The sequence below is a fragment of the Priestia sp. YIM B13490 genome (assembly GCF_042787735.1).
GTDB lineage: Bacteria > Bacillota > Bacilli > Bacillales > Bacillaceae_H > Priestia > Priestia megaterium.
In genome coordinates this window covers 359123-383004 of the sequence record NZ_JBHZOT010000003.1, presented here as the reverse complement: position 1 = coordinate 383004, position 23882 = coordinate 359123, and the positions used below count along the sequence as shown (strand labels likewise).

Annotated in this window: 27 protein-coding genes and 2 pseudogenes; 10 read left to right on the top strand and 19 right to left on the bottom strand. The window is 36.0% G+C overall.

Features of this window, described 5'->3' with window-relative positions; genetic code table 11:
- Positions 1–571 precede the first annotated feature (571 nt).
- From ACFX4R_RS11855 to ACFX4R_RS11825, 7 genes are all read right to left on the bottom strand, one after another.
- On the bottom strand, positions 572–1009 hold the full coding sequence (locus ACFX4R_RS11855) for a S1 domain-containing RNA-binding protein (RefSeq protein WP_013056909.1): 438 nt from the start codon (positions 1007–1009) through the stop codon (positions 572–574).
- 181 nt (positions 1010–1190) lie between these two features.
- A complete protein-coding gene (gene nadE, locus ACFX4R_RS11850; RefSeq protein ID WP_013083029.1) occupies positions 1191–2012 on the bottom strand; it encodes an ammonia-dependent NAD(+) synthetase in 822 nt (273 codons plus the stop codon).
- A gap of 34 nt (positions 2013–2046) precedes the next feature.
- Positions 2047–2727, bottom strand: coding sequence for a nicotinate (nicotinamide) nucleotide adenylyltransferase (nadD, locus tag ACFX4R_RS11845; protein ID WP_025752246.1), 681 nt, complete (start codon positions 2725–2727; stop codon positions 2047–2049).
- Positions 2728–2742: 15 nt separating this feature from the next.
- Positions 2743–4212 carry a nicotinate phosphoribosyltransferase gene (locus ACFX4R_RS11840; protein WP_043982238.1) on the bottom strand — a complete coding sequence of 490 codons (1470 nt, stop codon included), beginning with the start codon at positions 4210–4212 and terminating at the stop codon, positions 2743–2745.
- Between the two features lie 23 nt (positions 4213–4235).
- Positions 4236–4784 (bottom strand): cysteine hydrolase family protein, encoded by a 549-nt coding sequence (locus tag ACFX4R_RS11835; RefSeq protein WP_043982237.1) that lies wholly within the window; start codon positions 4782–4784, stop codon positions 4236–4238.
- A gap of 71 nt (positions 4785–4855) precedes the next feature.
- Positions 4856–5632 (bottom strand): NUDIX domain-containing protein, encoded by a 777-nt coding sequence (locus ACFX4R_RS11830; protein ID WP_057236878.1) that lies wholly within the window; start codon positions 5630–5632, stop codon positions 4856–4858.
- Between the two features lie 221 nt (positions 5633–5853).
- A complete protein-coding gene (locus ACFX4R_RS11825; protein ID WP_162214168.1) occupies positions 5854–6249 on the bottom strand; it encodes a CDI toxin immunity protein in 396 nt (131 codons plus the stop codon).
- Between the two features lie 331 nt (positions 6250–6580).
- Between ACFX4R_RS11825 and ACFX4R_RS11820 the strand changes: the two genes are divergently transcribed.
- On the top strand, positions 6581–7669 hold the full coding sequence (locus ACFX4R_RS11820; RefSeq protein WP_162214167.1) for an FAD-dependent monooxygenase: 1089 nt from the start codon (positions 6581–6583) through the stop codon (positions 7667–7669).
- A gap of 103 nt (positions 7670–7772) precedes the next feature.
- Here ACFX4R_RS11820 and ACFX4R_RS11815 read toward each other — a convergent pair whose 3' ends face one another.
- Positions 7773–8108: a helix-turn-helix domain-containing protein gene (locus ACFX4R_RS11815; RefSeq protein WP_013056901.1), complete on the bottom strand. Its 336-nt coding sequence runs from the start codon at positions 8106–8108 to the stop codon at positions 7773–7775.
- A gap of 203 nt (positions 8109–8311) precedes the next feature.
- Positions 8312–8437 (bottom strand): anti-repressor SinI family protein, encoded by a 126-nt coding sequence (locus ACFX4R_RS11810; RefSeq protein WP_013083022.1) that lies wholly within the window; start codon positions 8435–8437, stop codon positions 8312–8314.
- Between the two features lie 232 nt (positions 8438–8669).
- On the opposite strand from ACFX4R_RS11810, the gene ACFX4R_RS11805 reads away from it, so the two are divergent.
- The gene (locus ACFX4R_RS11805) at positions 8670–10223 is read left to right on the top strand and encodes an alpha/beta hydrolase (RefSeq protein ID WP_043982234.1); all 1554 of its coding nucleotides are present in this window, start codon (positions 8670–8672) and stop codon (positions 10221–10223) included.
- 248 nt (positions 10224–10471) lie between these two features.
- Positions 10472–11257 carry a nucleotidyltransferase domain-containing protein gene (locus ACFX4R_RS11800; RefSeq protein ID WP_043982231.1) on the top strand — a complete coding sequence of 262 codons (786 nt, stop codon included), beginning with the start codon at positions 10472–10474 and terminating at the stop codon, positions 11255–11257.
- Positions 11258–11324: 67 nt separating this feature from the next.
- Here the strand turns inward: ACFX4R_RS11800 and ACFX4R_RS11795 are convergent, their stop codons facing one another.
- A complete protein-coding gene (locus tag ACFX4R_RS11795) occupies positions 11325–11522 on the bottom strand; it encodes a hypothetical protein (RefSeq protein ID WP_162214163.1) in 198 nt (65 codons plus the stop codon).
- Positions 11523–11946: 424 nt separating this feature from the next.
- On the opposite strand from ACFX4R_RS11795, the pseudogene ACFX4R_RS11790 reads away from it, so the two are divergent.
- A pseudogene (locus ACFX4R_RS11790) lies at positions 11947–12142 on the top strand (multidrug resistance protein); the annotation flags it as partial.
- 250 nt (positions 12143–12392) lie between these two features.
- On the opposite strand, the gene ACFX4R_RS11785 reads toward ACFX4R_RS11790, so the two are convergent.
- The 4 genes from ACFX4R_RS11785 to ACFX4R_RS11770 form a co-directional block, all read right to left on the bottom strand.
- Complete coding sequence (locus ACFX4R_RS11785; RefSeq protein WP_162214162.1) at positions 12393–13235, bottom strand: DUF342 domain-containing protein; 843 nt, start codon at positions 13233–13235, stop codon at positions 12393–12395.
- A 468-nt stretch (positions 13236–13703) separates the two neighbouring features.
- A complete protein-coding gene (locus ACFX4R_RS11780; protein ID WP_016763981.1) occupies positions 13704–13901 on the bottom strand; it encodes a hypothetical protein in 198 nt (65 codons plus the stop codon).
- A gap of 115 nt (positions 13902–14016) precedes the next feature.
- The gene (gene fosB, locus ACFX4R_RS11775) at positions 14017–14445 is read right to left on the bottom strand and encodes a metallothiol transferase FosB (RefSeq protein ID WP_025752225.1); all 429 of its coding nucleotides are present in this window, start codon (positions 14443–14445) and stop codon (positions 14017–14019) included.
- Between the two features lie 67 nt (positions 14446–14512).
- Complete coding sequence (locus ACFX4R_RS11770; protein ID WP_043982225.1) at positions 14513–15124, bottom strand: LysE/ArgO family amino acid transporter; 612 nt, start codon at positions 15122–15124, stop codon at positions 14513–14515.
- A gap of 103 nt (positions 15125–15227) precedes the next feature.
- On the opposite strand from ACFX4R_RS11770, the gene ACFX4R_RS11765 reads away from it, so the two are divergent.
- Entirely contained in the window at positions 15228–16670 is a 1443-nt protein-coding gene (locus ACFX4R_RS11765; protein ID WP_043982224.1) for an aminotransferase-like domain-containing protein, read from the top strand.
- Here the strand turns inward: ACFX4R_RS11765 and ACFX4R_RS11760 are convergent.
- From ACFX4R_RS11760 to ACFX4R_RS11750, 3 genes are read right to left on the bottom strand one after another with little or no spacing between them, the layout of a single operon-like run.
- Entirely contained in the window at positions 16661–17737 is a 1077-nt protein-coding gene (locus tag ACFX4R_RS11760) for a HAMP domain-containing sensor histidine kinase (protein WP_043982222.1), read from the bottom strand. The genes ACFX4R_RS11765 and ACFX4R_RS11760 overlap by 10 nt on opposite strands.
- Positions 17734–18414, bottom strand: a complete 681-nt coding sequence (locus ACFX4R_RS11755) for a response regulator transcription factor (RefSeq protein ID WP_165575218.1) — start codon at positions 18412–18414, stop codon at positions 17734–17736. Before ACFX4R_RS11755 ends, ACFX4R_RS11760 begins: the two co-directional genes overlap by 4 nt.
- Positions 18415–18425: 11 nt before the next feature.
- Positions 18426–18989 carry a class I SAM-dependent methyltransferase gene (locus ACFX4R_RS11750; RefSeq protein ID WP_162214160.1) on the bottom strand — a complete coding sequence of 188 codons (564 nt, stop codon included), beginning with the start codon at positions 18987–18989 and terminating at the stop codon, positions 18426–18428.
- Between the two features lie 232 nt (positions 18990–19221).
- Between ACFX4R_RS11750 and ACFX4R_RS11745 the strand changes: the two genes are divergently transcribed.
- Positions 19222–19356 (top strand): hypothetical protein, encoded by a 135-nt coding sequence (locus tag ACFX4R_RS11745; RefSeq protein ID WP_377569620.1) that lies wholly within the window; start codon positions 19222–19224, stop codon positions 19354–19356.
- Between the two features lie 83 nt (positions 19357–19439).
- Here the strand turns inward: ACFX4R_RS11745 and ACFX4R_RS11740 are convergent.
- Positions 19440–20158 (bottom strand): annotated as a pseudogene (locus tag ACFX4R_RS11740) (SDR family NAD(P)-dependent oxidoreductase).
- A gap of 197 nt (positions 20159–20355) precedes the next feature.
- Between ACFX4R_RS11740 and ACFX4R_RS11735 the strand changes: the two are divergent.
- Both ACFX4R_RS11735 and ACFX4R_RS11730 read left to right on the top strand, forming a co-directional pair.
- Complete coding sequence (locus tag ACFX4R_RS11735) at positions 20356–20982, top strand: FMN-dependent NADH-azoreductase (protein ID WP_377569618.1); 627 nt, start codon at positions 20356–20358, stop codon at positions 20980–20982.
- A 66-nt stretch (positions 20983–21048) separates the two neighbouring features.
- Positions 21049–21261 (top strand): hypothetical protein, encoded by a 213-nt coding sequence (locus ACFX4R_RS11730; RefSeq protein ID WP_377569847.1) that lies wholly within the window; start codon positions 21049–21051, stop codon positions 21259–21261.
- Positions 21262–21340: 79 nt separating this feature from the next.
- Here ACFX4R_RS11730 and ACFX4R_RS11725 read toward each other — a convergent pair whose 3' ends face one another.
- Positions 21341–22108, bottom strand: a complete 768-nt coding sequence (locus tag ACFX4R_RS11725; RefSeq protein ID WP_377569616.1) for a TrmB family transcriptional regulator — start codon at positions 22106–22108, stop codon at positions 21341–21343.
- Positions 22109–22230: 122 nt separating this feature from the next.
- On the opposite strand from ACFX4R_RS11725, the gene ACFX4R_RS11720 reads away from it, so the two are divergent.
- Entirely contained in the window at positions 22231–23004 is a 774-nt protein-coding gene (locus ACFX4R_RS11720) for a sulfite exporter TauE/SafE family protein (RefSeq protein ID WP_025752213.1), read from the top strand.
- A 164-nt stretch (positions 23005–23168) separates the two neighbouring features.
- Entirely contained in the window at positions 23169–23834 is a 666-nt protein-coding gene (locus ACFX4R_RS11715; RefSeq protein ID WP_377569834.1) for a hypothetical protein, read from the top strand.
- Positions 23835–23882 lie beyond the last annotated feature (48 nt).

The window sequence follows — 23882 nt, the reverse complement described above, 5'->3', positions numbered from 1 at the left end:
GCAAATTAAGCACTAATGCTCAAAAAATAAAGAATTTTGTCTGTTTCTCTTCTTTATGTAACTTTTTTATTCCTAAAATTATGAAGAGATTAGATGAATATACAAGAATACTGACGAATTTCTGTTAATTTAGCTATTTTTATCAAGGACTCATTCCTACTTTTCCTTTGCTTACTTATAAGGTTTTTTTATTATTTTAAGAAAATTGTTCTTATGAGCGTTTTTTATTTTATCACTTATTATTTAGAACATAGTTTAATTTAATATAAAATATCGCACTTAATTAAATGAAATTTTAAAAAATTACGAATAATAAAATGAGATCTTGCAGATACTAACGTCAACGCTCGCACAAAGGGAGGCATGATTATGATAGATTTAAATTTCATCCTACTCATCCTTGATCTTCTCTCATCACTTGTCACTATTGGCATCTACTTTACAACCAAGTAGTACCTAACCTTCTCTTTACTCTTCTAGCGCATGTACTTAAGCTATTACAAAAAAGAAGCAAGCCAATTTTTATTGGCTTGCTTCAGCTATATAATAAAGTAGTTAAAGTGGAAGGGATTTATCCGCGTCTTCCGCCTCTGCCACCTCGTTTTGATTCAGTGCTGCGTTTTAGTGTAGATAAATTATCTTCACTATCTTTTAAGAAACGCGCCATTTTTTGTTCGAAGTTTTCCTTTGGTTGGAAGTTGCTTTTAGAACGATTATCATTATTTCTTGCCTGACGTGGCGGGCGTTGTGAATAAGAAGATGAGGGTCTTTCAGGTTTATCTATTGCTTTTTTAATCGATAATCCAATTTTTCCGTCTTTCTCATTAACGACTTTCACTTCAATCTCTTGACCAACTTTAAGATGGTCATTAATGTCTTTTACATAGCTGTCAGCTACCTCACTAATATGTACAAGCCCAGTTTGACCTCCAGGTAATTCTACAAATGCTCCAAAATTAGTAATACCTGTTACTTTACCTTGTACCTTGCTACCTACTTCAACTGCCATAAAAAATGTTCCTCCTCAATAATATTAAAAGCACTTCATTATACCAAAGTGCGTAAGAATAACAAAGTGTGTATGAGAAAACAATTTGTTAAATTACACTTTTTCCGCCTCTTTTTTGTTTTATGAAAGAAATCAGTCAAAATAATGCCCATATTAGATATACCTAATATGGGCATTTCTCTCATTTCCACCATTCATCAAACATGCTAGCCGGTAACTGACGTTTATGTTCCGTAATACGATAGCGCTGTTCAATTTTTTCAGCGGCTTCTTGTGATACTTCTTTTCCTTCCAAATAATCGTCTAGTTCATCATAAGAAATTCCTAGTTCCGTTTCATCAGATTGACCAGGACTATTATCTAACAAGTCAGCTGTTGGTACTTTTTCATACAATCGTTTATCTGCACCTAATTCTTTTAGCAATGCTTTTCCTTGACGTTTTGTTAGTCCCGTTAGAGGCAGCACGTCTGCTCCGCCATCTCCGTATTTCGTAAAAAAGCCTGTTACTGCTTCTGCTGCATGATCGGTTCCGATAACTAAAAGGCCGTTTTCTCCTCCGATTGCATACTGTACAATCATACGCGTACGTGCTTTGACATTTCCTTTATGAAAATCAGACAGCGCTATATCTGTCGCACCTGTAAACGAACTTTCAAATGCTTCCACCGTGTTTTTAATATTAAACGTATATGTTTCATTAGGTTTAATAAATTCTAGTGACGCCTTCGCATCCGCTTCATCATGCTGCGTGCCATGGGGCAAGCGAACGGCTACAAATTTTGCTTCATATTCTTCTTTTCGCAATTCGTCTACAGCAATCTGTGCTAATCGTCCAGCTAAGCTAGAGTCCTGCCCACCGCTTATACCTAATACAAAGCCTTTTGCATTTGCTGACTTTAGGTAGCTTTTCAGAAAATCAACGCGGGCACGAATTTCTTGTGCTGGATCAATTTCAGATTTCACATGTAGCTCTTTTCTTATTTTTTCTTGCATGTCTGACATGATACATGCTCTCCTTCCATTATATGTAGATTTCTTACTGATACAGTCCATGTTTTTTACTATAAAAATAACAGAGATCAGGCATTAAATATCTTGGTTCTCCGCCCCGGGCAAATTCTTGACGAATATAAGTAGAGCTGATTTCCATCGCCAGCCCTTTATCAAGAAGCTGAAACCGGCCGTCGTCATAATTTCGAAGCAAAGGAGAATGACTAATAGCTTTCAACATGTCTATTCCCTCTCTTGCCATGATGATAAACTGGTTTTTACTAATAAGTTCATCTGCTTTCTTCCACTTGCCTTCACCAATATCTTGCAGTAAGTCGGCTCCCATAATAAAAAATAAATCAGCGTGTGGAAGCAATTTTTTAAAGTGCTCCATAGTGTAGTATGTGTAATGATAGCCCGGCAATACGTCTAGCTCATACGTATCGAGCAAAAATTTGGGGTTATCTTTAATCGCTAAGCTAACCATATTTACACGGTGCTCATCCAACGTCTGGAGCTTTTTATCTGTTCGTTTGTGCGATGAAGGCAAAAAGATAATAGCATCTAGCTTCTTTCGATGCGCAACCGTTGATGCCGTCCAAAGATGAACATTGGTAACCGGATCAAAAGAAGAACCATAAATACCAATTTTCGCTCCTTTTTCTAAAAGCTTATCTATTTTTTTATCAGGGTTTAGCTGTTGAAAATAAGCAAGCGTATCTGACATGTCTCCAGCTCCCTACTATTTTTTATTTAGGGCTTCTGCTACTTTTTGTTTTACGTACGCAATTTGACGCGTTTTATTTTCCCAACATTTTTCGCTTAAATCTACTGGATATTCTTCAGGATTGCGCGTGCGCTTATATTCATCCCAAAGCAGCTCTAAATTATCTTTTACGTACTGCTGAATTTCCTGAAGTTCTTCTGTTTCATACACAAGCTCTCCGTTTACAAAGATATCATGCTGGAGTTCTTTTGCTTCAAAATTTGTGACGAATTTACTGATAAACGTATGAACAGGATGGAACATTTTTAAACGTTCTTCGCTTTGAGGATCTTCGTCTTCCATCGTGATATAATCCCCTTCAGATTTCCCATTCAAATTATTAATAATACGATATACGCGCTTTAATCCTGGTGTACTCACTTTTTCAGGATTTGCGCTAATTTTAATCGTATCCATCATCTCGCCATTTTCTCCTTCAATAGAAACGAGTTTATACACTGCACCAAGCGCGGGCTGATCATATGCAGTAATGAGCTTAGTACCAATCCCCCACATGTCTATTTGTGCCCCTTGCGACTTTAAATGCATAATCGTATCTTCATCTAAATCGTTGGAAGCAACAATTTTTGTCTCTGTAAACCCTGCTTCATCTAACATTTGACGAGCTTTTTTAGACAAATATGTTAAATCGCCGCTGTCTAAGCGAATCGCTGTAAAATTAATTTTATCGCCTAATTCTTTTGCTACTTTAATGGCGTTGGGAACTCCTGATTTTAACGTATCGTACGTATCAACTAGAAACACGCAGTTTTTATGGCGACGAGCATATTTATGAAATGCAATATATTCGTCTTTATAAGCCTGCACCATGGCATGAGCATGCGTTCCTGCAACTGGAATTCCAAATTTCTTTCCTGCTCGCACGTTAGAAGTAGCACCAAATCCGCCAATATAGGCTGCTCTTGTTCCCCAAATGGCAGCGTCCATTTCTTGAGCGCGGCGTGTTCCAAATTCCATTGCCACTTGATCTCCTACTACATGTTTGATTCGAGCTGCTTTCGTCGCAATCAGCGTTTGGTAATTCACAATATTCAAAATAGCTGTTTCTACGAGCTGAGCTTCAATTAATGGTGCTTCTACACGTAAAATTGGTTCATTATGAAATACAAGCTCACCTTCACGCATACATCGAATCGTTCCAGTAAACGTAAGATCTTTTAAGTAAGCTAAATAATCTTCTTTAAAACCTAATTCTTCATGCAAGTAGGTTAAATCTGATTCGCTAAATTTAAATGCTTTAATATATTCAATAATTCTTTCTAATCCAGCAAAAACAGCATAGCCATTTCCAAAAGGAAGTTTGCGGAAGAAAACTTCAAAAACAGCCTTCTTTTGATGAATATTATCTTCCCAGTACGTTTCTCCCATATTAATTTGATATAAATCGGTGTGTAGCATTACGCTGTCATCTGTAAACATATTCATTGATTTCCTCCACTTTTATGTCCTTAAATAATTTCTGCCCCGAGGCAAGATTTAAAATGTTCAAGCGCCCACTCATGGCCTTTTTGATTAAAGCTTGCTACGGCTTTTTCATAAATATAAATAGCAAATCCTTTATTATAGGCATCTACTGCTGTATGAAGTACACAAATATCCGTACATACACCTGCTAAGTAGACATCGGTAATTTGTCTTTCTCGAAGTTTAATCTCCAGATCTGTTCCAGCAAATGCGCTGTATCTCGTTTTATTCATCCATTCTACATTTGCCTGTGATCGATACACATTATATAAATCATTTAACTTTCCGTATAGCTCTCTTCCTGCAGAACCTTCAACATTATGAGGCGGAAACAGCGCTGATTCTGGATGTAAGGAATCATTTTCTTTATGAAAATCAATGGCGAACACCACATACTCGTTTTGCTCAATAAATTGACGCGTAATATCGCTTATGAATGTTTCTATTTGTCTCCCTGGTTCTCCGCATGTCAAAGCTCCGTTTTCAGCTACAAAATCATTTGTATAATCGATGTTAATCAGTGCTTTTTTCATTATGTTTCCCCCTCATACGTAAAAATTAACAGTTAACATATTGTTAATTATTTAAATTGAAAGTTTTTCTTTTAATAGCGTGCTGTATAGATTGGCTTCATCACATTCATTTCAACAAACCGGTAGAGCTTTGTTGGTTTTTTAGACGTTCTCGTCGTTGTTTTTCCGTCTACTTCTTCAATAAATGGCAGCATTCTTATTTTTCGTGCAAAGGCCTGATCACTTTTAATCGCTGCATCATCCGTTACGGTAAGCAGCACAGCCTGCAGCTCAGAGTATGTAAACTGAGAAGGCAGAAATTTCTGGGCAATGGTCGTTTGCAATAAATCTTTCTTAATTTCCTTGATTGCATCTCGAATGATGATTTCATGATCAAAAGCTAAAGGCAATGAAAAGATTTCATCTATTTTAAACAATTCAACTCGAGCGGCATCATCATTCGCTTTTCGCTTTATTAGACTATCTTCTGGGACGATTGCATAATGTGCGTTTGTAATGACCCATCCTCTATCGTCTCTGCCAGGCTCATCATAGACACCATAGTGTTTTAAATGAATATCCTTTACGCCAGTTTCTTCTTCGAGCTCTCTTTTGGCCGCTTCAAAAGCTGATTCATCAGGATGGACAAATCCGCCGGGAAGCGCCCACTTTCCTGCTTCGCTGTTCTTTTCTCCCTCTGCATTCACCATTGCTCGTTGGATAAGCATTAATTTCAAACTCATTTTAGGTGGTTTGTATGGTTCTTTTTCTTCCGTCACAATCGTAAATACAGCAATATCTGACGTATAGCCATAGGGTTTAGGGTATTCTTTTTTCGTTTGATTCGTCATTGCTTTATTGTTCGACATTCATCATTTCTCCTGATCGCTCTTTTTACAATTAACAATATGATTAATGTTAATTATATTTGTTTTATGGAAAATGTCAATACTTTTCCCACTAATTATAAAGAGAAGGTAATTTATGTTGTAAATAACGTTATGTTTCGTATTTTTCAGATTTTATATGCATAAAAAGCTGAGTGAAGAAGTTCTAATTCGCCTCCTCTCTCAGCTTTTTTTCCTTTTAATTAACGTGCTGCTAAACCAATCATCATTTTACCGTCTTTAAAATACTCAATTACATAGTCAACAGACGGACAGTAAATAAATGCTTCTTCTGTCAGATCAGCTGTTTGTTGAAAAAACAGTAAAGCCTGAACTAAATCGACGCTTACAGCTTTAGTTGCTCGTTTCCAGAATAAAACAACCTGATGTTCTTTTATATTCATCTCTTGAAGCCATTTTTTGATTTCTTCAATATGCCGGGTGGACTTTTTAATTAATACTTTTCTCCAATTAATTTGCATGATTGTTAAAAAAGGAAAGGTGTTTGAAAGTTTTTCGAAGTAAATGCTTGTCTGCCTTTTTGTTAGCAAATCTGCACTGTTACCCAATGTTTGAATATAATGTTCTACTTTTGTCATAATCATCCTCCAGTCGAAATTGGAGTTTGCTAGAATTTTCAGAAACGATCTCTACTCTTCTTGCTAAAAATCCTGCAGCTTTCCAACCGTGCTTTTTCTCAACAATTTTGAAATTTAACCTTTTTATACAAATTATTCAAAATAATTTGTGTATTTTAGTTTACCATAAAACTTAATCTTTGACTTTGATTATATAGAACCTTATTTGTGTTTTGTCCAAAGAGCGAATTTCATAGAAGAAAAGCTATAAAAAAGTTGACATTAACATTTATAAAAGTTAATATACTTACTAAAAGTAACTTAATTGCATATAACAAACAAGGTGAAGAAAATGAACTATCGAACAGAAGTGTGTATAATAGGAGCCGGACCAGGCGGTGCTCTACTGGCCTATCTACTGGCTAAACAAAATATATCAACTATACTGATAGAGAGATCTGATACGCTTGGAAAAGAATTTCGAGGCGAACATTTAAATGAAAATGGAGAAATGATTCTTAAGAAACATCATATATTTGAAGAAATTGAAAGCTTAGGCCTCCTTCGAATGTCTAGGGTCGAATACTGGAAGGATGGACATATATTCAAAACGATAGAATCTGAACTTGGACATGCAGGAATTCATGTGCCACAGCAGCATCTCCTTCAGTCTATAAATAACCAAGCAAGCATCCATCCCTCCTACAAACTTATGCTGGGCACAAAAATAACGGAACTAATGCAGAATGAAAAAGGCCAATATACTGGAATAAAAGCTCAGCAAAAAGGCCAAGGTGAAATAATAGTTGAAAGTAAAATCATTATTGGAGCAGATGGTCGATATTCAACTGTTCGCAAACTTGCGCACATAAAAAACAATATCCACAATCATGGATACGATTTGCTTTGGGCGAAAATTCCTGCACCAGCCAATTGGGAGCCTTCTATTAAATTTGCACTTGTGAAGCAGCAGCAGGTGGCGCTTTTTTCTCAAGCAAAAGGCTTTGTTCAAATCGGATGGAATATTGAAAAAGGCAGCTATCCTGCTCTTCGGAAACAATCGTTTAGACCGTTTATTCAGCGTTTAATAGACGCTTTCCCTAGCTTAAACCTTTCAATAGAAAGGTTTATTACGTCGTGGTCAGACTTTACGCTTCTTTCTGTGCAAAGCAGCATAAGCGAAGTATGGTCAAAGCATCACCTGTTATTATTAGGGGATGCTGCTCATACGATGACCCCCACTGGCGCTTTTGGATTAAACGAGTCATTAAAAGACGCTGACTTACTGTCTGACTTACTGCATCAAGTTTTTTATCAAAACAAAGAGATTTCAGAAACATTGAGACAGTTTGAACAGAAAAGAAAGCCTAAATTAATAACTCTTGAACGTATTCAGTTTCAGCGAGAAAAAGAATTCTCGTCCCATTTTATTTCTTCTTAAGCCTAAAAAAGAGATTCCATAGATAAATGGAATCTCTTTTTTGTAATCATGATTTTTTAGCAGTTATTCTATGTAAGTTCTCTTTTATGTATATTCCGCGAAGTTAATCTTGCTTTGCCCGCTGCCATTTTTGAAATTCAAGAAATTGTTTAAACTGCTCTTTGCTTATTCCTGACTCCGCTGCTTCTTTTGCTAACTCAAGCCACTCATCATCAATATCCAACGATTCAGATTTATCCATAGGCTCATGAATTAATCTATCAATACTCACGTTCAATGAGGTAGAAATTTTGTTTAGAAATTGAATAGATGGGTTGAGCTGAATTCCTCTTTCTACTGAAGATATGTAGGATTTAGCAACACCCGCTCGGTTTGCAAGTTCTGTTAGCGATATTCCTTGTTTCGTTCTGAGATCTCGAATACGTTGGCCAATTGTCATTTTAATCACCCTTACTAATGCTTACTTATCGATAATAATACCATAATTTCACTTTACCGTGCATTATAAATAAACGTTCTTACCATAAAGGGGTGATTATACATCTAAAAAAGGGTGATTATGCATCTAGTGAAGATAGCTTGAGACTGGTTATAAAGGTTATCTATACTTGGGAACGATTTATTCCCTTATCATTGTATCGGCTAAGCATTTGAACTAATGCTTTGTAAAAATTGTCTAACTTCCTCGATGCTTATACCTGTTTGTTTTGCTTCCATTATGAGCATAACCCATTCTAAGTCTAACGTATTTTCGTCTTTAAAATTCATAATTCTCCTCCTTTCTTCTTTTTTCGAAATTGATAACGTTTTCTTTTTTCTATTTTTGGGCATTCTCTCTTATTTCTCACTATGGTTTTACAGTATAATGGATATTACTAGAACATTAGACATTTTTTAATTACTAAAAAGCACCTATTTTTTTGAAATTTTTGTCTATTCTTATCATAATAATTTTACCGTTACACAAACGCTACAGTTAGACACTAGGAGGATTGTTTTTATGCCTTTTCTGCATACGGCGACAGAAAAAATTTACTATGAAGTTCATTCGCCCGCGTTCACTGACCAGACAGACACCATTGTGATGATTCATTCTGTTATCACTGATCATACGCTTTTTGATTCTATTACTGCAGAATTAACCCAACATTATTCTGTTATTCAATACGATTTGAGAGAGACAGGAAACAGCGCCTCCGCTACAGGGGAGATATCGTTCGAGGCTCATATTGAAGATCTTTTCCACTTATTACATACGTTACATATAAAAAAATGTTACTTAGTTGGAGTGGGATTTGGAGGACAAATCGCTGTTAAATTTGCTGCTCGCTATGAATTTCTTATTGAAGGACTGATACTATTGTCTCTTCCTTTTTATTCCGATAGCACCCTTCAAAAGATTAAGAGATGTTACAACGAAGAAAGTAAAAACCAAATACCGGTAGAAAAAATTTTCGAATTAGGCAAACTAGAGAGTCTGGAACCTACAAACATACAACAGGTAATTGAAAGACTAAAAAAAATGGATCCCGGGGTATATTTCCGCTTTCTTAAACTATCTATTACAGACAATCTATTTCAAGAGTTGACTAGTATTTCACTTCCTGTACTCACTTTATCTGGCCAACATGATTTGCTGCTTTCATCACAGTATCTGATTTCAAAAACGATGTTTTTAAAAAACTACAGTCATATGACCATACCTAACGCTCATTCTTCATTTCTAGTAAAAGAAAAAACAGCTTTACTCAAAGAAATTGTTATAGATTTTATTAAAAGTAATACACAACAATTACCTTCTTTAAAGAATGATCCTATGAAAATACTTAAGAACTGGGAAAGTGACACAGCTATAGATATACAAAAAGATTTTCATGCACATACACCCTCTCTTAAAGTAGATTTTTTGTACTCTTTTTCCGTATATGTAAATGGCCAGCTTATTACAGAAGGCTGGAATAAGCGCTTTGCTCAAGAAATTTTACTATATCTTATTTTTCATCATTCTATCAGCAGAGAACAGCTATGCGAAGCGCTGTGGCCTGATGTACCTTTAAGCAATGCCAGAAAGAATTTACGCGTCTACTTGTCTCATTTAAAAAAGTTATTGAACGCAGAAAAGGAAGAGCCAGTTTTACTTGTTAACAGGCAGCTCATTTCTTTAAACGCCGATGTGTCAAGCGATGGATTAGACTTACTAACTGACCTTCAGTGGATTACCGAACAGTCTGATCCGGCGTTGAAATTTAAGGAAGCTGAACAGCGACTGCACCAATTAGTTCCTCATTATTTAACAACGATTTATGACGATTGGTTCCTTGATATCCGAGTAAAAATAGAGATTATTCTTCTTGACTTATTAATCTGGATGAAAGAATGGCTTTGTGAGAATGGAAAAGTTTCAAAAGCCGTATTTTTACTCATTAAATTTATTGATTTAGTAGAAGAAAAGGAATTCATTTATGATGAAATTGTCGATTGCTATATTAAGCTCGATAACAATGAAAAATCAGAGTACTGGCTCGATCAAAAAATGCGGTATTTAGTTGAATAAATCAGTTTCATTTATACCATCACCGTGCAGAACTGTATACGCTTCTAACCTGTTACCGCAGAAACGGATTGGATGTAGTGCTTTTTGAGTGATATAATTCTTTACTCTCTATATTTTCGTAGATTTTTAGAGTCCTAAAGGAAGCTTCTTTTATTTATTTACCATTTTCCATCCATTATGAAATATAATAGGAGAAATAGTAATAGCTTTTGTATATAGAAAGCATTAAAAGAAAATGAGGTTGGGTTATGAGAGAAACAATCGTTGCAGCTTTAAAGAAAATTGAAGAAGATTACGACGTAAAAGTATTATACGCTTGTGAATCTGGAAGTAGAGCGTGGGACTTTCCATCTAAAGATAGCGATTATGATGTTAGATTTATTTATATTCATAAGAGGAATAAATATTTAAGCATTGATCCAATGGGTGTAGGTAAAAAGCGAGATGTAATAGAGCTACCTATTAATGACCTATTAGATGTTAGCGGCTGGGACGTAACCAAGACATTAAAACTTTTTAGAAAATCAAACCCACCCTTACTAGAATGGATACAATCAAACATTGTATATTACAAGGCGTATTCAACATTTGATAAAATGAAAGAACTACATTCTAACATCTTTACTCCTACTTCTTGTATATACCACTATTTAAATATGGCTAGAAATAACTTTCGAGAGTATTTACAAGGTGACGAAGTAAAAATCAAAAAATATTTTTATGTTTTAAGACCTGTGCTAGCTGCTAAGTGGATTGAGCAATATAACGAATTTCCTCCACTAGAATTTCCTATTCTCTTAGAGAAACTGTTACCAGAAGGAGAATTAAAAGAAGAGGTTAGCAAGCTGTTAAAGCGTAAAATTAGTGGTGATGAGTTAGATTTAGAACCACGCATCAATGTTATTAATGAATTTTTGAACTTAGAAATTGACCGTTTAGACAAATACGTGAGAACTTTATCCGTAGAATTAGATGACCCTACATATGAATTAGATCAATTGTTTAGAGATACTTTAGACGAAGTTTGGAACTAAGTATAAAACAAAAAGGCTTATCCCTAATGCAAGTAGCAGCGGATAAGCCTTTTATTTATAATTTCTATTAAAGCGGTATATTATTATTCGTATTTTTTGTTTCATTTAAATAGCTCTCCACATATATTTGTTCTGCATCTGTAGCATTTTTAATTCCATCCTCCGGACTAAATTCAATGCTTCTCCTTACGGCTACACGATCTGCAATGTAACCCATTGCTAACAAAAACACTATACATCCGCCTGCCCACAGCCACATTGTCATTTTACTACCCCCTTTTTTAATTTCAATATTACATTTGATTACCTCTTAAAAATTTGATTAGTTTTACTAACCCCTCCTTTTGCTGACCCAATAAAAGGATTAATTTCATAAGTTAAATCGCTTCAGGTCCCTTTTTTTCTTTAGTTCACCTAACGTCGCGTAATACAGCATATATCCTCCGACTGTATATTAAATGTTTTTCCGCAAAACGGAATTTAAATTAACATTCCCTATACTTACTATACGTTTTAGCACGAAGAAAAGTTTCAGAAAATTACATTAATAATTTTTGGATTGATTTTCAACAAATCTGATTATAATTTTTTATGTTTCATCCTAAATAATTTCAAAACTGCTGCCAATCTATCTACAAAGCATTTGAGGCTTTACGCCGCTTTAATCAGATCTACTATTATTGCCAGATGCATTAATTATGGTGCCTATTATGACTGCAGGTATGAACCAATTACCTCACCATTTAATTTCTCACGGTACAGCTTTAAGTAATACAATTCGTCAAGTTCCAGGTTCGATTGGTACGGCTATACTTGTTACAATTATGACACAGCAAACTACTGAACATCTTTCAAACTACACTAATACACTAACAACTAACAATGATTTCTTTAGTAGTCAACTTAGTCAGTTAGGTAATAGCGGTATTATATCGCTATACGCTAAAGCAATAACAACTCCGACTATAGATGGCATTAACGATGTATTCTTATTTGCTACATTATTAGGTCTGGTTTTTACTCTCTTTCTTCTTGCGTACACCAAAGATCAATAGAGAGAAATAATAAAAAGCCGTTTCTTTGGTTAAGAAACGGCTTTTTATTTTAATAAACAATTGTATTTAAAGCATATATTTTACATTTGGATATCATATTTAGATTCAAATGCAGACACTTTTTCTTTAGCATCTAAAAATTGTGTTTCAGCAGCTTTTGTGTTTTCTTCTAAAGTTGATTTATCCTTACCACTTTCTTTTTGTAGAACTTCTAGCATTTCAACTTGTTTATTTAATGACGAAGTTACGCTAGTGACTGCGGAATTCAATTGATTATATTCTTCAGTACTAAAGCTATCTTTATATTTCTCCAACTCTTCCTTAATAAGCTTTATTCTTTTCATAGGCATTCCTTGTATAGACTTAATAGCCTCAGTTGCGTCTGCATCAATTTTTTCATAATCGTAGCTATCTGCATTAAAATCTTTGTCTAACTCAATCGTGTTTACTGCATTAAAGTGCTGAGTAATATCGGCTTTCGTTAATACAATATGCATATGAGTACCTATTGCAGCCTCGTACACATCTACTGCCGAACCGTAACGCTTTTGAGCTTTTATTGCTTGATCATTACTTAAATTGTCTATCTCAGTTTTTAAGTCTTTTAAGTGTTTGTCTAGTTCACCATCATCGCCTTGAAGAATATTCTTGCTTTCAATTGACTTTGCAAGTATGTTAAAGTCTGCTTCAAAAACAAGATAATCATCAGATTCCATATATCCTTTTTCTTTTGTATATTCTTCATACTCACTCTCTAATTTAGAGAGTTTTTGTTCGAGTTTCTTCTGCTCTTTCCCCATTTGTTTCTGCTCTTGCTTAGCAGATCCTTGTTTTTGTTCTTCTTTTGTTGACCCACAAGCTACTAAACTAATAGATAGCAAAGATGCTACAAGTCCTAGGCCGATTCTTCTTAATTTTTTCATTTGTTTCTCCTTTTTTTGGTATGTAGTTTTTTCACCCAACAATGATAGCATATATTATGTACTCCAAAAGAACGATTTTAGTAAAATTATCAAGTTTTCTATAGATGAACCATTAAAAGCAACAGTATTTTATCTGTTAGTAGCAGCTTTAAAAACCTCTTATCCGCAGTTTTACTAACAATTACTTAATTATTAGACCTTTTATCTGACGCGCAATAAAACTAATTAGAAAAAAAGTAAAAACCGTTTCACTGTTTAGAAAACGGTTATTTACCTTAACATATAATTCTATACTTAGAGTTAATGTGATATTTCAACCCCCTATTTGTGATTCAAAATAATAAATTTACAATTTTTGTAGCTCACTGACTTGTTTTTCTAAAGTGGAAATTAACCATTTTCCTCATAAAAATAGTACTATTTTCAAGAGGAATCTTTTATTTCTCCTGAAGATAGTACTACACTATATTAGATAACCTTTATTTTTGTTTTAATTGTATAATATGTATCTGCTATGAGTCCTACTGCAAGTCCGCTAATCATCCCGTATGGTAATACACCTGGTACATTTTGATAAAAAGTGCCGATTAACATCGCAGCTAGGATGCCGAAAAGTACGCCTATCACAATATGCGAACCAAACTTCACCTGTTTTGCGGTATACATTCTTCCTCCTCCTCACTTTTTTTCCATTATATCACAACAGTATCGTTTATTTAATGATAACTGAGCGAGGAATACGAATGTAATAAAACTGTAACCTTATATAACTATTTTAATACTACTCTTCTGGCGAATAAAATGTCATATGAGGCTTTTCTTCTTGATAATACGCTAAACGGTCTTGGAGCGTACCAGTGTGAAATTCAAATTTATGACCGTCCGGATCCGTAAAATAAATAGATTTTCTGTCTCTTTCGTCGCGGTTTCTTCCCGGTAAGATGGTTACATTATGCTGTTTTAACAGTTCTCTTGCTTCGTCAAAGTTTTCAATAGAAATAGAAAACGCTAAATGAGTATACGAATACTGAATGTCTGATCTAGGAATATTTTTTTCTTCGTTTAACGCCAGCCACAGTCCATTCAGACTAAAGTAAGCGGTGGATTTTCCTTTCACTAAAAGTTCCGCTCCTAGCACTTTCTGATAAAATATGATGGATTGTTCTAAATTTGACACAGAAAAGCACATATGATTAATTCCTTGAATCATCTTTACCCCTCGCTTTCTAGAAAAAAGTACTTCTTTCTATTACATAACTTTCCTTTTAGCATCTATTTTACTGAAAAAACATACTTTTTGCCATGTAAAGAGCTACTCCCCAAATCATACATGCAGAAGCCTTATTCACCCAAATCATTATTTTCCCATTTGAATCCATTTTCCCTACTGCTTTTCCTGCAAAAGCTAAGGACAAAAACCATATCCATGAAACGGATATTGTCACCAGCGTAAAAACCCATTTTTCCTTTCCGCTGTACAGTAGAGAATTTGTTCCAATCACGCCCATAATATCCATCAGCGCGTGAGGATTTAGCAGAGATACAGAAGCAGCAAATAAAATTTGTGCTTTCACCGTCATTTCTTCCTTTACTGACGTTTTTGACGGTTCGCTCTTCCACGTCACAAAGCCCATATACGCTAAAAAAAGAAGACCTATTCCAAAAATAAGCGTTTGAAAAAATGAAAAAGCAGCGGCTGCTGCTGAAACTCCCAGCACTGCTACTAGAATTAAAATCGTATCACAAACAGAAGCCGTGAAAACTACGGGAAGCGCCTGTTTGAACGTTCGTTGATTGGCTCCTTGATTAAAAACAAACACATTTTGTACCCCTAAAGGTAAAATCAAACCGAATGCTAACAATAAAGCATGTATAACCACTGTAAACATGTTGTTCTCTCCTTTCTCTTTTATACTACAATTGACATCCCCTGTTGTCTCCACCCAAGTTTTGATTTATAATACCAACCAAATTATAAAAAGGTGGTCTCACATGAACTGGACTCCAGATCCGGCTGATAAAAAGCCAATGCACAAACAAATTCAAGAGTATATGAAAGAGAAAATCATAAATGGAGAGTGGCCTATTGGAACTAAAATTCCTTCGCAGCGCCATTTAGCTGCTAGCTTTTCTGTAAATAGAAGCACTGTGGTGACAGCAACCGAAAACTTAATTGCTGAAGGACTGCTCAGCGGAAACAAAGGCGGTGGCACCAAGGTCATTAACAATACGTGGAGCTTACTAGCATCAGGTTCTCACATGAACTGGAATTCGTATGTAGAAGCAGGAATATACCAACCAAATTCTCCGACTATCCGTCATATTAACGAAGCTGAATTTCAACCGGGCATTATTCGTTTAGGAACTGGAGAGTTAGCACCTGACCTGCTTCCTTCCCAGCAGCTTTCGGAACTATTTAGCGGAATTAATCATAGAAGCGTACACTTGGGCTACGAGCACCCAAGAGGAAATGATGAACTCCGACAAGAGTTAGTCAAGCATGTAAAAAAACGGGGCATTGAAACTTCTCCTTCATCTATTTTAATTGTATCCGGTTCACTTCAAGCCCTTCAGTTAATTTCAATCGGCCTGCTGCCTCCAGGTGCCAATATATTAGCTGAAAAGCCTTCTTATCTTTATTCTCTGCCGTTATTTCAGTCCGCACAAATGAAAATAACGGGCGTTTCGTTAGACGAAGAAGGAATGCATTTAGCTTCATTAAAAGACCAGCACGAAAAAGAAAAAGGCACAGCTTTATATACAATACCGAACTTTCATAACCCCACCAATGTAACGATGAGTGAAAAAAGGCGCCAAGAGCTGCTTCGCCAGTGTGAAAGAATGCATTTGCCTATTATTGAAGATGATGCTTACGGAGAGCTTTGGTTCCATTCACCGCCTCCACTTTCGTTAAAAGCTCAAGATAAAAATGGAATGGTTCTTTATTTAGGAACGTTCTCTAAAACATTCAGTCCAGGATTTCGAATTGGATGGATTATAGGGCCTGAACATGTAATTGAGCGATTAGCTGACCTTAAAATGCAAGTTGACTACGGAGCCAGTTCCTTATCTCAATGGGCTGCTGCTGAAGCTCTCAAAACCGGACTCTATGACAAGCATGTGGCCAGCGTACGCTATAAATTAAAAGAAAAATCTCAGCAAACACTGGCTATTCTAGAGAAGTATTTGAAGAATCTCGCTGTGTGGAATGCTCCGAGCGGTGGTTTTTATTTTTGGCTTACGCTGCATAAGCCTGTTTCGATGCGGAAGTTATTTAAGCACTGTCTCGACGAAGGAGTTCTTTTAAATCCAGGCGCATTGTATGACCATGAGGCTTCACAGCATATCAGAATATCCTTTTCTTATGCGACGCTTGCAGAATTTGAATACGGCATCAAAATAGTCGCAAAAAGCCTTAAGAATCTTTACAAGTGATTCTTAAGGCTTTCTTGTGTTAACGGCAGCTTTATAAAAAAAGTGAGCTTATTATGCTGACGTTCCGCTCGTATCTCTCCTTGATGCAGCTGAATAATTTGTTTTGCAATAGCCAGTCCTAAACCTGAACCATTCGCGTCCGTTCTTGATTCATCACCTCGATAAAATCGATCAAACAACTTTTCTACCTCAATTTTTTCACTGATGTTAATGCTGTTCCTAAAAGAAATAACTATGTAACCCTCGTCAATCTCCTGATTCACCTCTAATACGGAAGGCTTTTTGCTGTATTTCTTGACATTTTCGAGCAAGTTTTGAAATACTCTTACCATTTTTTCCACATCAATAAATGCATTCCATTCACAAGCAAAGGTAGTATGAACATCAATGCCTTCTCTTGTTAAAATTGGCTCGTACTCTCCTATTACCTGTTGAAGCAAACGTTTCATATCGACCTCATTTCGTTGAAGCTGAAGATCAGGACTCGTTAATTTTGTATAGTCGAACAATTCTTCTATTAAATCAGTTAAGTATTTTGCTTTTGAATCAACAATATATAAGTAGCTATATAATGTTTCATCATCCATACTTTCTCTTTTTTTGATTAAATCTAGGTACCCAACGATGGATGTTAACGGCGTACGCAAATCGTGAGATACACTGGATATTAGCTGATTTTTTGCTTGCTCCAGCTCTCGTTCACGATCAAATTTTGTACGAAGCTGCGCAGACATTTTGTTAATGTTTTGACTTAATTCAGCCAGTTCATCTTTTCCTCGTACATGGATGGTTGCGCCTAAATCTCCATTTGAAATTTTTTGAACTTGTTTAGAGATTTCTTTCAGATAACGAATATGAGAACGAATAAGTGCTAAAAAAACAAAAACAAAGACCACAACGGCGATAAAGAAAAGTCCAAACGCTAATACATTATATGCAGGGACATTCATTTTCTCTTCTTGTATATACCTGCTCAAAACAAGCCTAGCAATTAAAATAAAAATTAAATTGGTAGCCAAAAAACTTATAATGATAGCAAAAAGAAGCTTTACACTTATTCTTCTCATATTCTGTATCCTACGCCCCATATGGTTTTAATATAAATTGGCTTTTTGGGATTATCCTCAATTTTTTCGCGAATCTTTGTAATATGAACCATTACGGTATTATCCGATTTAAACGCATCTTCTTGCCATACGGCTTCATATATTTTCCCCATACTCATCACCGTTCCTTTGTAGCGTACCAGCAGCTCTAAAATATCAAACTCTTTTGGTGTTAAACGAATCTCTTGGCCGCGCACAAAGACAAGCCGGGTGCTGCGGTTAATTTCCAAATCGCCAATTTGAATAATATCGCGCTCAGCACGTTCATTGTATTTTTTATAGCGTCTAATTTGTGATTTTACTCGTGCGATGAGCTCGAGAGGATTAAATGGTTTTGTTAAGTAATCATCAGCGCCTGCTGTTAACCCAGAAATCTTGTCCATATCTTCTGACTTAGCCGACAGCATAATAATGGGCATGTTTTTTTCTTCACGTATTTTAAAAGCAGCATCGATTCCATTCATCTGCGGCATCATAATATCTAATATAATTAAATCTACTTCTTGTTCCTCTAAAAGCGCTAATCCAGATACAGCATTAGAAACTTTCAACGCTTCAAATCCTTCATTTTCTAAGTAAATAGCAATTAAATTACGAATTTGCTCATCGTCATCTATAATTAAAATTCTGTCTTTCATTTACAAACTCCTTATATCTGATTTTTTTCGCATGTAAAAATATATGCAGGAGGAACATTTCTCCACTCTTTTTCCACTTTAATCTGAGGGAAAAACGAGCGGATCAGCTGTTTTTTTAAATTCGTATACTGAAACGTAATAAATTTCCCTTCCTTCGCTAATACGCTGCGCGTGTTTTGCAAAATACAGTCCGACACTTCAGACGTTAAAGAAGCAAAAGGAAGACCTGATAGTACGTAATCCACTTTTGGAATATCATACTGTATCAAGTACTTTTGAACATTTTCAGCGGATCCGTGTATCACATACACATTTTTTTCATCTCTTACTTGTTCCTTTACTTTTTCGTAAAAATGCCGATTGTATTCGATAAGAAGCAAAGTTGTACAAGCGCTTCGTCTTCTCATTAATTCACGGGTAAAAACTCCGGTTCCTGGCCCGTACTCTACTATACAGTCTGCATGTTCAAAATCAATCCCTTTTACCATTTTTTTCGCTAAGTGCGTAGAGCTCGGCAAAAGTGCGCCTACCGTTCGCGGCTGGTGAAAATATTGATACATAAAAGCTAAATTCATTTTCTATTCCTTCTTTCTACTCTTTCTTTCTAGAATAGAAAAAAATCTAAAGAAACGTTAAGTAAATTTCTTAAGAATTCTTAAGAAAACAAAAAGGAGGATGGGACAAACGTATTTTAGTTGAAGGAAGATCCGAACTATGAATTAAAATCCTTTATTGAGAATTAAGTGCATTTGAATTTTTCATGGTGATAGTGAACGTAGGTTTCATGTATGTAGGTGCTTCTAGCTGTTGATTGGAGGGCAAGGCGAAGACTCCTGCGGGAAAAGCGTAACAGATGAGACCGCACAGGAGCGCAAGCGACGAGGAGGCTCATCGGCCGCCCGCGGAAAGCGAAGCCTTGCACGGAAAGCGACAGCCGTGTAACAAGCGCCATACTAAATTATTTATCCCATTTGTGCGCCTTTGGATTGATGTAGTTAATGTCTCCATTCCTTTTGAAAGAGTATTCAGCGCAAATAACATCCGCTATTTAAATCGAAAGTGGCTCCTGTATAATGTTTTGCTTGAGGGCTCAGTAAAAAAAGAACCGTATCTGCCACGTCTTGAGGCGTAACAAAGCTTGGAATCAGCTGATGAGCAATGTATTCATTTTTGCGCCATTCTGGAATATTTTTCATCATATCGGTATTTACCATTGTAGGTGCTACGGCATTCACCCGGATATAAGGAGAAAAATTCATCGCACAGCTCTTGGTTAATCCTAGTATTGCTGCTTTAGACATTCCATATATAGCATCGGAGCTTCCTTCCATTCCTGACACGGAGGATATATTAATAATCGCTCCTTCCGTTTCTTTTTTCATTAATAATTCGCCAAAGTACTTGGAAAAATAAACATATCCTTTAATATTAATGTCCATCACAAAATCTATTTCGTTTTCTTCATAGTCCAATAAATTTTTTCCTAAATATACGCCCGCATTATTGACTAACCCATACAAATTTTTATCTTTTATTTGGTAAAAAAGATCTTTTACATCGTTTCCTTTTTTAACATCTACTACGTGTGTTTCAATATGGCCCTTTGTATCTTCAGCTAGCTGTTTCAAAGCTCCATCGTTAATATCACAAGCAATAACTGAATAGCCCTTCGACACACACTCTTTTACAATTTCTTTGCCAATTCCAGAACTGCACCCGTAACGATTATCCATTTTTCTTTCATCTCGACACCTCTTATTTACTTCTGTTAGAAATACTTGTTATGTAAATATTCAAACATTTATTATACCATTATTTTCTATATAGGCATCCCTTTCTTGCGTTCTTTTTTAGCTTGCCTGACAAAGCGCGTATAGTTTTTTATGGGAGTGATAACGATAAGACAGTACATTATTTCAAACAAGAAAGAGATGATAAGACGTGGCAAAAGTACTTTATATTACAGCTCATCCTCACGATGAGTCTCAATCATTCAGTATGGCAACTGGAAAAGCATTTATCGATGCTTACAAAGAGCACAATTCAAGTGACGAAGTTGTACATATTGACCTTTATAAAGAAAATATCCCTCATATTGATGCGGATGTATTTAGCGGCTGGGGCAAACTTCAGTCTGGCTCTGAACTTTCTTCTCATGAACAGGAGAAGGTCAATCGCCTTGCAGAATTGAGCGAACAGTTTGTATCAGCGGACAAATATATTTTTGTAACGCCTATGTGGAACTTTTCGTTTCCACCGGTTATGAAAGCCTATTTAGACTCTGTAGCCGTAGCGGGTAAGTCATTTAAATACACGGCAGAGGGTCCGGTTGGACTATTAACGGATAAAAAAGCGCTTCATATTCAAGCGCGCGGAGGCATTTATTCTGAAGCCCCTGCAGCTGATATGGAAATGGGGCATCGTTATATTGGGATTATGATGAATTTCTTCGGAGTACCTTCGTTAGACGGCATTTTTGTGGAAGGGCATAACGCAATGCCAGATAAAGCCCAAGAAATTAAAGAAAAAGGAATAGCAGAAGCAAAAAAACTTGCCCAAACTTTTTAATATAAAGAGGCTGTAACAAAAATATTTTAATTGAAGGAAGATCCGAACGAGGACTCGAGACTCTTAATGGAGCATCAACTTTGTTCGGATTTTTCTGTTGGTAAGATGAACGTAGCTTTCATGCATGGTGGCTGCTTCCAGCAGTTAATTGGAGGGCAATGCGAAGACTCCTGCGGGGAAAGCGGAACAGATGAGACCCCACAGGCGCATAAGCGACGAGGAGGCTCATCGGCCGCCCGCGGAAAGCGAAGCCTTGCACGGAAATTAACTGCGATGTAACAAGCCATTCATACTAGATCATTTATCCCGTTTGTTCGTCTTTCGATGGAAGTGATTTCGTTATGTCTAAGTCTCTTTTCTACGTAAAAAAACTTTCTCTTTCCTTTTCGATCCACCTGTCCATTTCTCTATCACTTTTTTCTACAAGTCTGTTAACGAGAATATCATGCCAAATATAATTTTCAAGTAAATTAATGTTGACTGCGTTATTCGTATAGTACGCCATTTCTTTATGACCATAAATCATTTCACTGCTGTCAACAGATATAATAAACCAGTTTTGATTCCCAATGTTTTCGGTATAGCTTGTATGGCGGTGCCGGTCAAATTCCTCCATCGCTTCATCTTGTTCAAACACAATTCCTTTTAGTGTGACGCTCTCCCTTAGCTGTAATAAAAGAGGCTTCAACTCATTATAAATATCGGGCCAAAGCGAGATGACAATTTTATTTTTTGCTTTTAACAATAGCGACTCACAAAAAGCAAGAATGGCTGTTTCTCCTTTCATCGTCATAATCCGGCTTTCTTCTATAGACTCTGCAGCTTCAAGACGTTTAAGCGTTTCGCTAACGTCTTCATACGTTTCGTGCCATTTTTTTTGCAGCGAATGCAAAAAAGCATCGACGGGCAGCGATGTGTACTGGGTGCCATCATTACTCTCTTCTTTTAACACCATGCCTTTTTCCTCTAGTGTTTGTAAAATATCGTATACACGCGCTCTTGGCACACCTGAATGTTTACTAATGCTATAAGCAGTGGAAGATCCTTTTTTGACAAGCGTCACGTATACTTTTGATTCATACTGATTAAATCCAAGCGACTGCAGCTGCTGAATAATATTTTCCATAAAGGAAACCTCCCTGTTTTTTAAGTTATTTGAAATTTTCATCATTTACATATTTACAACTGCTTTTTATATAGTTACTATTTAAGTAGTCACTATATATTATGACATGAGGAAGGTGCTTTATGGAAGAATTAAGTTTACAGATTGTTCTTTTGCTTTTACTATTTGGTTTTTTAGCCGCATTCATTGACTCTGTAGTTGGCGGAGGCGGTTTAATTTCAACGCCTGCCCTTTTATTTTTAGGCCTGCCTCCTGCTGCTGCCTTAGCTACAAATAAGTTAGCCGGAACGATGGGCGTGTTAACGAGTACCATTCGATTTGTCAAATCCGGAAAAGTCGATTTTCGCGTCGTAGGTAAATGGTTTCCTTTTGTATTTATTGGTTCTTTAGGAGGTTCAATCACCGTTCATTTTCTATCCTCCGCTTTTTTGAAACCTGTTATTTTGATTCTCCTTGTTTTAGTTGCTATTTATACAATCTTCAAAAAAAACTGGGGCACCACGTCTACGTATAAGCCGCTGTCTATTAAGAAACTTATTTTCTTTACCGCACTTATTTTTATTATTGGCTTTTACGATGGATTTTTAGGAGCAGGCACAGGTTCATTTATTTTATTTGCTTTTTTATTTATGGGATTTGATTTCCTGCAGTCAGCAGGCAGCGCAAAATTTTTAAATTTCGGCAGTAACTTAGGTGCTTTGCTTGTGTTTTTATATTTCGATTCTGTTGTATTTTCTTACGGATTAATTATGGGGTTTGCGATGATCGCGGGTTCTTTTGTCGGGTCAAATGTCGCTCTATCAAAAGGCGTGACGTACGTCCGAACGCTTTTTATCCTTGTCACTTTAAGCCTTATTAGCAAAAACATATTCGATTATGTGAATCAGTACAAATAGATCAATGGTTTCTTTAGAACCATAACAATGAACCTATATATCTATTAGATGAATAAAAACGCCTCTTACTATTTTCTTATTTTTGGGTAAATGTGTAAAAAAACACTAAAATTGTTGTATACTGGTCCATGTTGTTTTACATAATTTTGAAATATTATACAGAGGTGAACATTTTGTTTAAGAAATTCAGGTTTTTATGGTTTATTTTGCTGATCTTTGCACTTATTTTTGTCAAAAATACGTTCTTTTCTTCTTCAGAGAACGCTGCTGAGACTCTAGCAACGTCAGATGTTCCACAAGCCGCGGCTACTTTCAAAGAGGGAAACAATCAGCAGGACGGAGTCATTATTCAAAAATATCGCAAACAGCTAGATGCAGCGCAGAAAAAAAACGACGAAAAAGCGACGAAAGAAATACAAGAAAAAATTTATGAAGACGGAAGACAGGCGGCACTAAACTTTTTACCGCGCAATAAATTTCAAAGAGCTTTTTCCCAGGCTTCTAAAAAATCAGCCGATGACATTTATAATTTTCTAATTGCCCAAGTGGGGTTTGGAGGATATGATTCTCTTTATCAAGAAGCAATAGCCGCAAAAAACGATGCAGCTTCTTCTACTGATGAATTAAATATGAGTGGCATTCAAGCTAAAACCGCTGCACTTACATACGGCACACTAGCACAAAGAGAGCAACTGCTTGTTACAAGTCTTGCCTATGACTTAAGCAGCGTAGGCGTCATTTCTTCCGATACAGCTAAAGATATTGATAAAAAAGCTACTCATATGCTAGAAGTTAGAAAAGAAGGAATAAATGCCGCGATGCAAAAATAGTTTTGGGAAGTGAAAAGCAGCAGGTAAAAACTGCTGTTTTTTTATTCT

Coding starts and splice junctions, on each gene's coding strand:
- ACFX4R_RS11855 (WP_013056909.1), bottom strand. CDS start 1,009: ATGGCAGTTGAAGTAGGTAGCAAGGTACAAGGTAAAGTAACAGGTATT.
- nadE (WP_013083029.1), bottom strand. CDS start 2,012: ATGTCAGACATGCAAGAAAAAATAAGAAAAGAGCTACATGTGAAATCT.
- nadD (WP_025752246.1), bottom strand. CDS start 2,727: ATGTCAGATACGCTTGCTTATTTTCAACAGCTAAACCCTGATAAAAAA.
- ACFX4R_RS11840 (WP_043982238.1), bottom strand. CDS start 4,212: ATGAATATGTTTACAGATGACAGCGTAATGCTACACACCGATTTATAT.
- ACFX4R_RS11835 (WP_043982237.1), bottom strand. CDS start 4,784: ATGAAAAAAGCACTGATTAACATCGATTATACAAATGATTTTGTAGCT.
- ACFX4R_RS11830 (WP_057236878.1), bottom strand. CDS start 5,632: ATGTCGAACAATAAAGCAATGACGAATCAAACGAAAAAAGAATACCCT.
- ACFX4R_RS11825 (WP_162214168.1), bottom strand. CDS start 6,249: ATGACAAAAGTAGAACATTATATTCAAACATTGGGTAACAGTGCAGAT.
- ACFX4R_RS11820 (WP_162214167.1), top strand. CDS start 6,581: ATGAACTATCGAACAGAAGTGTGTATAATAGGAGCCGGACCAGGCGGT.
- ACFX4R_RS11815 (WP_013056901.1), bottom strand. CDS start 8,108: ATGACAATTGGCCAACGTATTCGAGATCTCAGAACGAAACAAGGAATA.
- ACFX4R_RS11810 (WP_013083022.1), bottom strand. CDS start 8,437: ATGAATTTTAAAGACGAAAATACGTTAGACTTAGAATGGGTTATGCTC.
- ACFX4R_RS11805 (WP_043982234.1), top strand. CDS start 8,670: ATGCCTTTTCTGCATACGGCGACAGAAAAAATTTACTATGAAGTTCAT.
- ACFX4R_RS11800 (WP_043982231.1), top strand. CDS start 10,472: ATGAGAGAAACAATCGTTGCAGCTTTAAAGAAAATTGAAGAAGATTAC.
- ACFX4R_RS11795 (WP_162214163.1), bottom strand. CDS start 11,522: ATGACAATGTGGCTGTGGGCAGGCGGATGTATAGTGTTTTTGTTAGCA.
- ACFX4R_RS11785 (WP_162214162.1), bottom strand. CDS start 13,235: ATGAAAAAATTAAGAAGAATCGGCCTAGGACTTGTAGCATCTTTGCTA.
- ACFX4R_RS11780 (WP_016763981.1), bottom strand. CDS start 13,901: ATGTATACCGCAAAACAGGTGAAGTTTGGTTCGCATATTGTGATAGGC.
- fosB (WP_025752225.1), bottom strand. CDS start 14,445: ATGATTCAAGGAATTAATCATATGTGCTTTTCTGTGTCAAATTTAGAA.
- ACFX4R_RS11770 (WP_043982225.1), bottom strand. CDS start 15,124: ATGTTTACAGTGGTTATACATGCTTTATTGTTAGCATTCGGTTTGATT.
- ACFX4R_RS11765 (WP_043982224.1), top strand. CDS start 15,228: ATGAACTGGACTCCAGATCCGGCTGATAAAAAGCCAATGCACAAACAA.
- ACFX4R_RS11760 (WP_043982222.1), bottom strand. CDS start 17,737: ATGAGAAGAATAAGTGTAAAGCTTCTTTTTGCTATCATTATAAGTTTT.
- ACFX4R_RS11755 (WP_165575218.1), bottom strand. CDS start 18,414: ATGAAAGACAGAATTTTAATTATAGATGACGATGAGCAAATTCGTAAT.
- ACFX4R_RS11750 (WP_162214160.1), bottom strand. CDS start 18,989: ATGAATTTAGCTTTTATGTATCAATATTTTCACCAGCCGCGAACGGTA.
- ACFX4R_RS11730 (WP_377569847.1), top strand. CDS start 21,049: ATGGAGCATCAACTTTGTTCGGATTTTTCTGTTGGTAAGATGAACGTA.
- ACFX4R_RS11725 (WP_377569616.1), bottom strand. CDS start 22,108: ATGGAAAATATTATTCAGCAGCTGCAGTCGCTTGGATTTAATCAGTAT.
- ACFX4R_RS11720 (WP_025752213.1), top strand. CDS start 22,231: ATGGAAGAATTAAGTTTACAGATTGTTCTTTTGCTTTTACTATTTGGT.